Origin of the sequence: Serratia sp. ASV30 (assembly GCF_016428815.1) — a bacterium.
GTDB classification, from domain to species: domain Bacteria; phylum Pseudomonadota; class Gammaproteobacteria; order Enterobacterales; family Enterobacteriaceae; genus Chania; species Chania fonticola_C.
Window position 1 is genome coordinate 52,325 of sequence record NZ_JAELTL010000031.1, and the last position, 12,247, is coordinate 64,571.

10 protein-coding genes are annotated in these 12,247 nt (G+C 55.0%); 7 read left to right on the forward strand and 3 right to left on the reverse strand.

Translation table 11 applies throughout. The features are described 5' to 3' along the window. Positions 1 to 1,509: an ATPase RavA gene (ravA, locus tag JHD74_RS15030; protein ID WP_074030804.1), complete on the reverse strand. Its 1,509-nt coding sequence runs from the start codon at positions 1,507 to 1,509 to the stop codon at positions 1 to 3. A 309-nt stretch (positions 1,510 to 1,818) separates the two neighbouring features. Between ravA and kup the strand changes: the two genes are divergently transcribed. The 7 genes from kup to rbsR all read left to right on the forward strand — a co-directional run bounded on the left by kup (position 1,819) and on the right by rbsR (position 9,670). Then, positions 1,819 to 3,687 (forward strand): low affinity potassium transporter Kup, encoded by a 1,869-nt coding sequence (kup, locus tag JHD74_RS15035; protein ID WP_074030803.1) that lies wholly within the window; start codon positions 1,819 to 1,821, stop codon positions 3,685 to 3,687. A gap of 167 nt (positions 3,688 to 3,854) precedes the next feature. Then, on the forward strand, positions 3,855 to 4,274 hold the full coding sequence (gene rbsD, locus JHD74_RS15040) for a D-ribose pyranase (RefSeq protein ID WP_024527388.1): 420 nt from the start codon (positions 3,855 to 3,857) through the stop codon (positions 4,272 to 4,274). Between the two features lie 7 nt (positions 4,275 to 4,281). After that, entirely contained in the window at positions 4,282 to 5,787 is a 1,506-nt protein-coding gene (gene rbsA, locus JHD74_RS15045) for a ribose ABC transporter ATP-binding protein RbsA (RefSeq protein WP_199062993.1), read from the forward strand. A 6-nt stretch (positions 5,788 to 5,793) separates the two neighbouring features. Then, a complete protein-coding gene (rbsC, locus tag JHD74_RS15050) occupies positions 5,794 to 6,762 on the forward strand; it encodes a ribose ABC transporter permease (RefSeq protein ID WP_024484670.1) in 969 nt (322 codons plus the stop codon). A gap of 25 nt (positions 6,763 to 6,787) precedes the next feature. Then, the gene (gene rbsB / locus JHD74_RS15055) at positions 6,788 to 7,675 is read left to right on the forward strand and encodes a ribose ABC transporter substrate-binding protein RbsB (RefSeq protein WP_024484669.1); all 888 of its coding nucleotides are present in this window, start codon (positions 6,788 to 6,790) and stop codon (positions 7,673 to 7,675) included. 62 nt (positions 7,676 to 7,737) lie between these two features. Next, positions 7,738 to 8,664 carry a ribokinase gene (rbsK, locus tag JHD74_RS15060; RefSeq protein ID WP_024527391.1) on the forward strand — a complete coding sequence of 309 codons (927 nt, stop codon included), beginning with the start codon at positions 7,738 to 7,740 and terminating at the stop codon, positions 8,662 to 8,664. Between the two features lie 4 nt (positions 8,665 to 8,668). Then, on the forward strand, positions 8,669 to 9,670 hold the full coding sequence (gene rbsR, locus JHD74_RS15065; protein WP_024527392.1) for a ribose operon transcriptional repressor RbsR: 1,002 nt from the start codon (positions 8,669 to 8,671) through the stop codon (positions 9,668 to 9,670). On the opposite strand, the gene mdtD is transcribed toward rbsR, so the two are convergent. Together mdtD and JHD74_RS15075 are read right to left on the reverse strand one after the other, a co-directional pair. Further along, the gene (gene mdtD, locus JHD74_RS15070; protein WP_199062994.1) at positions 9,667 to 11,085 is read right to left on the reverse strand and encodes a multidrug transporter subunit MdtD; all 1,419 of its coding nucleotides are present in this window, start codon (positions 11,083 to 11,085) and stop codon (positions 9,667 to 9,669) included. The two genes, rbsR and mdtD, sit on opposite strands and share 4 nt — an antisense overlap. Before the next feature lie 37 nt (positions 11,086 to 11,122). Further along, the gene (locus JHD74_RS15075) at positions 11,123 to 11,812 is read right to left on the reverse strand and encodes a FadR/GntR family transcriptional regulator (protein WP_024527394.1); all 690 of its coding nucleotides are present in this window, start codon (positions 11,810 to 11,812) and stop codon (positions 11,123 to 11,125) included. Positions 11,813 to 12,247: the final 435 nt, after the last annotated feature.

The window sequence follows — 12,247 nt, forward strand, 5'->3', positions numbered from 1 at the left end:
TTACTGGCCGCGCATTTGCTGGGACAGCTGTTTGATCTGCTCGGCCACCTGCAACAGGCTGGCTTCAATTTTCGCCAACCCGGCGGCAGGGGTGAACAGGCAAGGCTGATGCTGGCTGAATAACCGCCGCTGTTCCGCCTGGCGCTGGCTTAGTGTTTCTATTTCGTCCAGGAATTCTGGCGGGGTTCCCCCGGTCGGCTTACCCGGCAGGGCCAGCAGGGAGGGCTGGCGGCTGACGTCCAGCACGGTCAGGTGCAATTGCTCATCGACGTCCAGATCGATCTGCTGGGCAAAACCAATGCCGTTGAGCTTGGCGCGCACGTCACCGCCTTTTTGCAGCCAGTTTTCCAGCATGCTGCTTTCGATACTCAGGTGGTTAACCTGGATGTCGTGCAACTGTAACGGTTTTTGCAGCAGCAGCGTCAAAGTGGTGCCAGTGAGCGGATGCTCCAGCACATATTGTGGCTTACGGCTGAACATGCCGCCTTTTTTCACCAGTTGGATGGCTTGGCGATGGCTCTGCTGCTGTTGATGCTGCATCCAGCGGGTGTGGATCTGCTGTAGCTGGATCAACAAGGTTTGTTGCTGATAGGCCTGTTCGGTCAGCAACTGATCGACTTGTTGCTGTAACAATTTTAATGATGTCCGATCGTGCCACAGGCAATCCTTCAACAGCATTAAATCCAACGGCACAATGGTGTCGCGGCCGCTGAAAAAGGCACAGGCCTGCAGTAAGCGCAGGGATTTCTTCCAACGCCGGTCGGAAACATAAGGCGCCTGTTCCAAAGCGTCTAACCGTTGGCGCAGCAGGAAAATCAGCTCAAAGCAGTTTTCCGGCAGTTTGACCTTATCTATCTGCGGTTGCCATTGGTGGAACTCTTCATCGCTGATGCTCAGCGCCTCGGGTACCGGGTTGTCGCTTTCGTTCTGCCGGGCTACCAACAGCGAGCGGAAATTCTGTTTATCCTGCACCTTATCGAGCCACAGCCGGATCAGCATACGGTCATACAAGGCTTCAAGGCTGCTATCGGCCTCGGGTAATTCATTGGAGGCGGTGACCAGCAGGCGCAGCGGAATGGGTTCTTCACTGTTGCCGTTACGGAAACGGCGCTCGTTGATCGCGGTCAGCAGGGTATTGAGGATAGCCGGGCCAGCCTTCCAGATTTCATCAAGAAACACGATCTCGGCTTCAGGCAGATAACCCGCTGTCAGGCGTTGATAGCGGCCTTCATCTTTCAGTGCCTGGATCGACAGTGGGCCAAACACCTCTTCGGGCGTGGAAAAGCGCGTCATCAGGTATTCAAATGAGCGAGCGCTGCGGAAGGCAAATTTCAGCCGGCGGGCGATCAGACTCTTGGCGATCCCCGGTGGGCCGAGCAAGAACACGCTTTCCCCGCACAAGGCCGCCAGCAAGCACAGCCTGATAGCCTCTTGCCGTTCATAAAGGCCGCTCTCCAGCGCACTGCTGAGGCGGGAGATCCGTTCTGCCAGAAGTGTTGATGACGCCATAAAATAGCTCGCGTTGTCCGGAGGTTAGAGCCTGCCACCCAGGCCGACAGCCAATCTTGCTAGAGAATCCGATGATAAACCATCATTATTTTTAGCCTTATAGCTGGTTGATTAGTAAAATTTTTCTATGCTCAACAAGGGGGCTGATTCACATTTTGTTTATTTTTGGGGTCAGATAGTAGAGTAGGCAAGTGCTATAAATGATGCATACTGTGCGCCTTTTACCGGGTGTGACGGATCTTAGAGCCCGTATCTTTAGCCTGATGCTGATGCATCGGTTGACGGATGATCTAGCAAAAGAAGCAAACTATGAGCTCAGAACATAAACAGTCTTTATCGGCGGTTACCCTGGCGGCTATTGGGGTCGTTTACGGTGATATCGGCACCAGCCCGCTCTATACCTTGCGAGAATGTTTCTCCGGCCATTACGGTTTTGACGTCCGTCCCGACGTGGTGTTTGGTTTTCTTTCCTTAATCTTCTGGATGTTGATTGTCATCGTTTCCCTGAAGTATCTCACCTACGTCATGCGTGCGGATAACGCCGGTGAAGGCGGGATATTGACGTTGATGTCTTTGGCAGGGCGCCATACCTCGGCACGTACCACTTCCTTGCTGGTGATCCTGGGCCTGATTGGTGGCAGCTTCTTCTATGGCGAGGTGGTGATCACCCCGGCGATCTCGGTGATGTCGGCCATAGAGGGGTTGGAGATTGCCGCACCGTCGCTAGATCCCTACATCGTCCCGCTCTCCATTCTGGTACTGACCTTACTGTTTGCAATCCAAAAACATGGCACCGGCAGCGTAGGCAAACTGTTTGCCCCGGTGATGCTGCTGTGGTTTATCGTGTTGGCGGTGCTGGGGGCGCGCAGCATTATCGCCAACCCGGAAGTGTTGCAGGCGCTGAACCCGAAATGGGCCTTCAACTTCTTTGTTGAATATAAGAAGGTGTCGTTCTTCGCGCTCGGTGCGGTGGTGCTGTCGATTACCGGTGTGGAAGCGCTGTATGCCGATATGGGCCACTTTGGCAAATTCCCGATCCGCCTGGCCTGGTTCACCGTAGTGCTGCCTTCGCTGGTGCTCAATTACTTCGGCCAAGGGGCATTACTGCTGAAAAACCCGGAAGCGATCAAGAACCCGTTCTTCCTGTTGGCCCCAGACTGGGCACTGATCCCGCTGTTGATATTGGCCACGCTGGCCACGGTTATCGCCTCGCAGGCGGTAATTTCCGGCGTCTTCTCGTTGACCCGCCAGGCCGTTCGTCTGGGCTATCTGTCACCGATGCGCATCATTCATACCTCGGAAATGGAGTCCGGCCAGATTTATATCCCGGTGATCAACTGGACCCTGTATATCGCCGTGGTGTTGGTGATTGTGGGCTTCGAGCACTCCAGCAACCTGGCCGCGGCTTATGGTATTGCGGTGACCGGCACCATGGTATTGACCAGCATCCTGATCACCTCCGTTGCCATCAAGAACTGGCATTGGAATCGCTTCCTGGTGGGGGGTATTCTGGCGATCCTGCTGATTATTGATGTGCCTATGTTCTCGGCTAACGCCCTGAAGTTGTTCTCCGGCGGTTGGTTGCCGCTGACGTTGGCTCTGGTCATGTTCCTGATCATGATCACCTGGAAGAGCGAACGCTTCCGTCTACTGCGTCGGATGCATGAGCACGGCAACTCCCTTGAAGCGCTGATTGCCTCATTGGAAAAATCACCGCCGGTTCGCGTGCCTGGCACCGCTGTGTTTATGTCGCGGGCGATTAACGTGATCCCGTTTGCCCTGTTGCATAACCTCAAGCACAACAAAGTGCTGCATGAGCGGGTGGTACTGCTGACCTTGCGTACCGAAGATGCCCCTTATGTGCATAACGTCCGGCGGGTAACGATTGAACAACTGTCCCCGACCTTCTGGCGGGTGGTGGCCAGCTATGGCTGGCGTGAAACGCCGAACGTTGAGGAAGTCTTCCATCGCTGTGGGTTGGAAGGGCTGCCATGCCGGATGATGGAGACGTCGTTCTTTATGTCCCATGAATCGCTGATCCTCACCAAACGGCCGTGGTATCTGTTCCTACGCGGCAAGCTGTTTATCGCCCTGAGCCGCAACGCATTGCGGGCTGCCGACCAGTTTGAGATCCCGCCCAACCGGGTCATCGAACTGGGAACCCAGGTCGAAATCTAAATCAGGGGCTCAGCATTTGCTGGGCCCTTCTTTTTTATCTGCGCTTTTATCGAACGCGAGCGAAACGTTTCGATGGCGATCACATTTCCGCTATTACAAGGTTGTCTTCCCCTGCTGATTTTCTAAACTGACTCAATAGCGAAACGTTTCGCTGCTGGAGTTTACTCATGAAAAAAGGCGTACTACTGAATTCTGATGTTTCTGCGGTGGTCTCTCGTCTCGGCCACACCGATCAGATCGCGATTTGTGATGCGGGCTTGCCGATCCCGGCCGTGACGCCGCGTATCGATCTGGCGCTGACCCAAGGGGTGCCGACATTTTTGCAGGTTGTCGGTGTCGTGACGCAGGAAATGCAGGTAGAGAGCGCTATCCTGGCGGAAGAGATCGTCAAGCATAACCCATCGCTCCACCAAGCGTTGCTGGCTCAACTGACGCAGCTTGGCCAAAGCCAGGGCAATACCATCAACATTAGCTATATCAGTCACAGCGCGTTTAAAGCGCAAACCGAACATAGCCGAGCCGTGATCCGCAGCGGGGAATGTTCGCCCTACGCGAACGTGATCTTGTGCTCCGGCGTAACTTTCTGAGGCGCCTATGCAACCTTTACTGCAACTGAAAGGGATCGATAAGGCCTTTCCCGGCGTGAAGGCGCTTTCTGGGGCTGCCCTGAGCGTTTATCCCGGCAGGGTAATGGCGCTGGTGGGGGAAAACGGTGCCGGCAAATCCACCATGATGAAAGTGCTGACCGGTATCTACAACAAAGATGCGGGCAGCCAATATTTCCTCGGTAAAGAAGTGGTCTTCAATGGGCCGAAGGATTCGCAGGAAGCGGGTATCGGCATCATCCACCAGGAACTGAACCTGATCCCGCAGCTGACCATTGCCGAGAACATCTTTCTTGGCCGCGAGTTTGTTAACCGCTTTGGCCGCATCGACTGGAAACGCATGTATGCCGAAGCGGACAAACTGCTGGCACGTTTGAACCTGCGCTACAGCAGCCATCGGCTGGTGGGGGAATTGTCGATTGGCGATCAGCAAATGGTGGAAATTGCCAAGGTGCTGAGCTTTGAATCCAAAGTGATCATCATGGATGAGCCGACCGATGCCCTGACCGATACCGAAACTGCCTCGCTGTTTAAAGTGATCAACGAGCTGAAAGCCGAAGGCCGCGGCATTGTTTATATCTCACACCGCCTGAAAGAGATCTTCGAAATCTGCGACGATGTGACCGTATTCCGTGACGGGCAATTTATTGCCGAGCGGCCGGTTGCCGAACTGAATGAAGATTCGCTGATTGAAATGATGGTGGGCCGCAAGCTGGAAGAGCAGTATCCACGCCTGAATCTGCCGCGCGGTGAAAAACGCCTGCAGGTGAGCCACGTTTCCGGCCCTGGCGTGCATGACGTCAGCTTTACTTTATACCGCGGTGAGATTCTGGGTGTGGCTGGCCTGATGGGGGCTGGGCGTACCGAACTGATGAAGATCCTGTATGGTGCGGCGCCACGTAAAAGCGGCACCGTCAACCTGGACGGCCATGAGGTGGTAACTCGTACTCCTCAGGACGGCCTGGCCAACGGTATCGTCTATATCTCCGAAGACCGTAAACGTGATGGTCTGGTACTGGGGATGTCGGTGAAGGAAAACATGTCGCTCACCGCGCTGCGCTATTTCAGCCGTGCCGGTGGTGGCCTGAAACATGCCGACGAGCAGATCGCCGTCAGTGATTTTATTCGCCTGTTCAATATTAAAACGCCGTCGATGGAGCAACCGATTGGCCTGCTTTCCGGCGGTAATCAGCAAAAAGTGGCAATTGCCCGTGGCTTGATGACCCGGCCAAAGGTGCTGATCCTCGACGAACCGACCCGCGGCGTCGACGTTGGGGCCAAAAAAGAGATCTACCAGTTAATCAACCAGTTCAAGCAGGAAGGGCTGAGCATCATTCTGGTGTCTTCGGAAATGCCGGAGGTGCTGGGCATGAGTGACCGCATCCTGGTGATGCACGAAGGCCACCTCAGCGGCGAATTCCCGATTGAACAGGCCACCCAGGAAGTGCTGATGGCAGCAGCCGTCGGCAAGCAATACGGCGTAAAGCAGGAGTAATCAGATATGAGTTCACAAAGTGTCGCAGCTAAGCGCTGGTTCAGTAAAGAGTGGCTGTTGGAGCAGAAATCGCTGATTGCCCTGCTGGTGCTGATTGCCGTGGTGTCTTCGATGAGCCCGAATTTCTTCACCGTTAATAACCTGTTCAACATCCTGCAGCAAACCTCGGTGAACGCCATTATGGCGGTCGGTATGACGTTGGTGATCCTGACTTCCGGCATCGATTTGTCGGTCGGATCGCTGTTGGCGCTGACCGGAGCGGTAGCTGCTTCGATTGTCGGATTTGAAGTCAATGCGGTGGTGGCCGTTGCCGCTGCGCTGGCGTTGGGGGCTGCCGTAGGTGCCTGCACCGGGATTATCGTTGCCAAAGGCAAGGTTCAGGCGTTTATCGCCACCCTGGTGATGATGCTGTTACTGCGCGGTGTGACCATGGTGTACACCAACGGTAGCCCGGTCAATACCGGCTTTACCGACGTTGCCGATACCTTCGGCTGGTTCGGGATTGGCCGTCCGTTGGGCGTTCCTACCCCGATCTGGATCATGGCCATCGTGTTTATCGCCGCCTGGTATATGCTGCATCATACCCGTCTTGGCCGCTATATTTATGCGCTGGGCGGCAACGAAGCGGCTACCCGCCTTTCCGGTATCAGCGTCGATAGGGTTAAAATCATCGTTTACTCCCTGTGTGGCCTGCTGGCGGCACTGGCTGGGGTCATTGAAGTGGCGCGCCTGTCCTCTGCACAACCTACTGCGGGTACCGGCTATGAGCTGGATGCCATCGCTGCGGTGGTGCTGGGTGGTACCAGCCTGGCTGGGGGTAAAGGGCGCATCGTCGGTACCCTGATCGGGGCGCTGATCCTTGGCTTCCTGAATAACGGTTTGAATTTACTGGGTGTTTCTTCCTACTACCAAATGATCGTGAAAGCAGCCGTTATTCTGCTGGCGGTTCTGGTAGACAACAAAAGTAACAAGTAACCTCTCCCCTACAGGAATCACGACCATGAAAATGAAAAAACTGGCAACCTTAGTTTCGGCCATCGCATTAACTGCCACTCTGAGCGCTAACGCCTTGGCAAAAGACACCATCGCGCTGGTGGTTTCTACGCTCAACAACCCGTTCTTTGTTTCGATGAAAGAGGGGGCGCAGTTGGAAGCCAACAAGCTGGGTTATAACCTGGTGGTGCTGGACTCCCAGAACAACCCGGCGAAAGAGTTGGCCAACGTGCAGGATCTGATGGTGCAGAACCCGAAACTGCTGCTGATTAACCCAACCGACTCTGACGCGGTAGGTAACGCCATCAAGATGGCCAACCAGGCCAAGATCCCAGTCATTACGCTTGACCGTATGGCAGCGAAAGGCGAAGTGGTTAGCCATATCGCTTCCGACAACCGCGTGGGCGGTAAAATGGCCGGTGACTTTATTGCCCAGAAAGCCGGTGCTGACGCTAAAGTGATCCAGCTGGAAGGCATTGCCGGGACATCTGCTGCCCGTGAACGTGGTGAAGGCTTCCAACAGTCACTGGAGCAGAACAAGTTTAAACTGCTGGCCAGCCAGCCGGCGGACTTCGATCGTACCAAAGGTCTGAACGTCATGCAGAACCTGCTGACCGCGCATCCAGACGTGCAAGCAGTGTTTGCACAGAACGATGAAATGGCACTGGGCGCTCTGCGTGCATTGCAAACAGCGGGTAAAACGGACGTGATCGTCGTTGGTTTTGACGGTACCGCAGACGGTGTGAAAGCGGTTGAAGGCGGTAAATTGGCTGCCACTGTGGCACAGCGTCCGGATCAGATCGGTGTGATTGGCGTAGAAACGGCAGATAAGATCTTGAAAGGCGAGAAAGTACCGGCGACTATCCCGGTTGATTTGAAACTGGTTACCAAGTAAGTCATCTCCAGCGCCATCGGAACGGGGCGTGACGATGGCGCGCAATTTAAGGGATCCCTGTGATGGAAACAGCAAAGCTGGTGGTTTTGGGCAGCATCAATGCCGACCATATCCTCAATATCAACCAGTTTCCCCAGCCGGGCGAAACGGTGATCGGCCAGCAGTATAAGGTGGCCTTTGGTGGCAAAGGGGCTAACCAGGCGGTAGCTGCCGGGCGCAGCGGTGCGGATATCGCCTTTATTGCCTGTGTAGGCGAAGACGATATTGGTGAACGTATTCGCCAACAGCTGGCAACCGATCGCATCGATACCCAACCGATTGAAGCTATCACTGGCAGCACCACCGGCGTGGCGCTGATTTTCGTCAATGCCGAAGGCGAGAACGTGATTGGTATCGATGCCGGTGCCAACGCGGCGGTCACTCCCGATTATCTCAACCGCTATCGGCAACGGGTTATCGATGCTGATGCATTACTGATGCAGCTTGAATCACCGCTGGAAACGGTGATTGCCGCCGCCAAACTGGCCAAGCAGCACCAAACCCAGGTGATCCTTAATCCGGCTCCGGCCTGTGAGCTGCCTGACGAACTGTTAGCCATGATCGACATGATCACCCCGAACGAAACCGAAGCCCAGCGGCTGACCGGTATCGCGGTGAATAATGACGCTGACGCCGAGCGTGCCGCCAACATCCTGCATGATAAAGGCATCGGCTGCGTGATTATCACCCTCGGTAGCCGTGGTGTGTGGTTGAGCGAAAACGGTAAAGGCAAATTGGTACCGGGCTTTAAGGTCAAGGCGGTAGATACCATCGCGGCCGGTGATACGTTCAACGGTGCCTTGGTTACTGCTTTGCTCGAAGGCAAAGTGATGAGTGATGCGGTGCGTTTCGCTCATGCGGCGGCGGCCATTGCCGTTACCCGGCCGGGTGCACAACCTTCCGTGCCATGGCGTGAAGAGATTGACGCCTTCTTGCAGCAACAGGGATAACGCTTTGGCTACCATGAAAGATGTCGCCCGCCTGGCGGGTGTTTCAACCTCGACGGTCTCGCACGTGATCAATAACAATCGCTTTGTCAGCGACAGCGTGCGTCACAAAGTCATGGTGGCCGTGGAACAGCTTAACTATGCCCCTTCCGCACTGGCGCGCAGCCTGAAACTCAATACGACGCGCACCATCGGCATGCTGGTGACCTCCAGCAATAACCCGTTTTATGCCGAAGTGGTGCGCGGCGTTGAACGCAGCTGCTATGAGCGCGGCTACAGCCTGATCCTGTGCAACACCGAGGAAGATGTGGCGCGTATGAACAGCAGCATGGAGACGCTGCTGCAAAAGCGGGTGGATGGTCTACTGGTGATGTGTACTGAAAACCACCGCCCCTCTCAGGATGCGCTGAGCCGCTACCCCTCGTTACCGATCGTGATGATGGACTGGTCGCCGTTCGAAGGGGCCAACGATATCATCCAGGATAACTCGTTGCTTGGGGGGGAAATGGCTACCGATCATCTGATCGCTCGCGGCTATCGCCAAATCGCCTGTATCGCCGGGCCGCTGGATAAAACCACCGCGCGCCATCGTTTGGAAGGCTATCGCCGAGCCATGCAGCGTGCCGGTCTTGAAATCCTGCCGGGCTATGAGGTGTATTGCGATTTTGAGTTTGAAGGCGGTGTGCATGCCATGAGGCAGTTGTTGGCGTTGGCCGAGCCTCCTCATGCGGTGTTTGCTGGCAACGATGCCGTCGCCGTCGGCGTTTATCAGGCGCTGTATCAGGCCGGGCTGGTGGTGCCACGGGATATGGCCGTGATGGGTTACGACGACATCGAACTGGCCAAATATCTGGCCCCACCGCTCAGCACCATTCATCAACCCAAAGATTCGCTAGGGGAACTGGCGATCGATGCGCTCATCAACCGCCTGCAAAACCCCGAACGTGATGCCCAGATCCTGGTGCTGACGCCAGAGCTGGTGGAGAGAGACTCTGTCGGTTACCGCTAACGGGTCACCTTCGCTTCTTTGCGTGATTTCTCTTTGCCGGTGATCAGGTTATTGCCGTCTTTTCTTCTTAACAGCATAAAGACGAAGGCCGAAGCGACGGTCACTATCCCCATGGTAATAAAGGTGTAGTGGAACTGATCGATCATGGTGCCGATCTCCATCGAGCCATAGAAGCGCAACACGGCGGCACTGATCGCCACGCCAAAGCTGATAGACAACTGCTGTGTCACTGCCAGTACGCTATTGCCGGAACTGGCGTTGCCATCGTTCAGGTCTGCCAGGCTGATGGTATTCATGGCGGTAAACTGCGTCGACATCGCCATCCCTAGAACAAACAGCGGCAAAATCATCAGCCACAGCGGCATACCTGGGCTTTGCAGTGAGAACTGCGCAATCAACACGCCGATAATGATAGTGATACCCACCAACGTCTTACGATAGCCGAACCAGCGCAACACCTGGGTAACGGTAGACTTGGCCATCAGAGAACCCACCGCCGTCGGGGCCATCATGCAACCGGCGACGATCGCCGAATAGCCAAAGGCTACCTGCAGCATCAACGGCATCAGGAACGGAACGCAGCCGGTCCCCAGCCGCGAGGCCACATTACCGGCAATGCCCACGGAAAAGGTGCGGGTCTTGAACAGATCCAGCCCAATCAGTGGCTGAGTGTGGCGGCGGGCGTGAATGATATAGCCAAACAGCATCACAAAGCCGCTCAGGAACACCCCTAGAGAAATGTAATTGGCCAGCACCTGCTCGCCGAATAGCTCCAGGCCGGTGGAGATAAGAACCAGGCTAAGGCCAAACAGCATAAAACCGATGAAATCAAACGGCCGCTTCGGTGTGGTGAAGTCCGGCATGTATTTGCGGGCGTAGACGATGCCGAGCAAGCCTATCGGGATATTAATCAGGAAGATCCAATGCCAGGTAGCGTAGGTCACCAGCCAGCCGCCAAGCAGTGGCCCCATTATTGGCCCAACCAGGCCAGGCATGGTGACAAAGTTCAGTACCGGCAACAGCTCACTACGCGGATAGGCCCGCAACAGGGCAAGGCGTGCCACCGGCATCATCATCGCGCCGCCAATCCCCTGTAAAATACGTGAGGCAACCAGGAAACTCAGCGTCGGGGACAAGGCACACAATAACGAGCCAAAGGTAAACAGGGATACGGCGATAATAAACACCCGCCGGGTACCGAAGCGATCGGCCAGCCAGCCGCTCACCGGGATTAGCATCGCAACCGTCAGGGTGTAACTGATCACCGCCGATTGCATTGCTAAAGGGGAACGGTCGAGGCTGTGGGCTATCGCCGGCAAGGCGGTATTGAGAATAGTGGCATCCAACGCCTGCATAAAGAACGCCATCGCGGCGATCCAAGGCAACCCTGCCATGCTGCGTGCAGATTTTGTCATCGTGATCTCATTTTCCTTCTATATATAGATGCGGAGTTTACGCATTCCCCTGCAACAATGTTTGGCATGCAGTGAGGGCTGCGATGCTGTCACTGGCGACTATGGCATCCACAATGGCCTGATGGTGTTGCAGCTTGATCACTTCATTACCGGTGATCGCCCGGAAATAGCTTTGATACACCGAGCTGAACAGGTTGGCGAACGAGGTGAGAAACGGATTGGCGCTGGCTTCATAGATCAACTGGTGGTACTGGGTATCGACTTCAATCCAGCGTTCGCGGTCAAAATCCACGTGTAGCGCCTGCATTTCTGCCATCAGCGTGACCAATCGCGCCTTTTGCTCCGGGGTGGCATTGATTGCTGCCAATGAACAGGCTTGAGGCTCGAGCGACGTGCGTAGGATAAGGAAGTGCTGCATTACTTGGCCGAAGTTCTCCCTGGTCATCCACCAGGTCAGCAGATCCTGATCGAGGAAGTTCCATTGGCTTTGCGGCATAACTCTGGTACCGATGCGGGGGCGCGGTAACAGCATGCCTTTGGCCGCCAGCATTTTTACCGCTTCACGTACCGCAGTGCGGCTGACGCCAAACTGTTCTGCCAAATCCATCTCGCCTGGCAGGATGCTGCCGGCTTGATATTCACCGGCCAGGATCTGTTGGCCGAGCTTTTCTGCCAGCAGATAAGAAAGATTACGCTGTGCCGCCTGTTGTTGAGCATCGAATTGCATGGCTGCGGTTCCTTTAACTGCATTGTTATCTTTCATTTTACGCCAGGGAGCGCCAGCTTTTACGGCTGTTTTCGGGAAAAAGTGGCAAAAACGACGAACAAGACAGCGTTTTGCCGAAAAAAGCCGCGCTTGAAAAGTTTTTTGAATTTAGGGGTTGCGCCCTTCTGAGAACTCCCTATAATGCGCCTCCACTGACCGGGAACAACGACTCCTCTAACGAGAACCAAGTCATCCAGCCAGGAAGACCAACCCGGTGAAAACACCGAAATAAAGGTTGACTCTTCAGGGGAATCGCGTAGTATACGCCTCCTCGAGTTAGCAAGCGAAAGCGCGTAACTCACTGCTCTTTAACAATTTATCAGACAATCTGTGTGGGCACTCACAAGACGATATCCAGCTACTTCGGTAGCAAAAAAATATCAAGTCTTGAAGAGT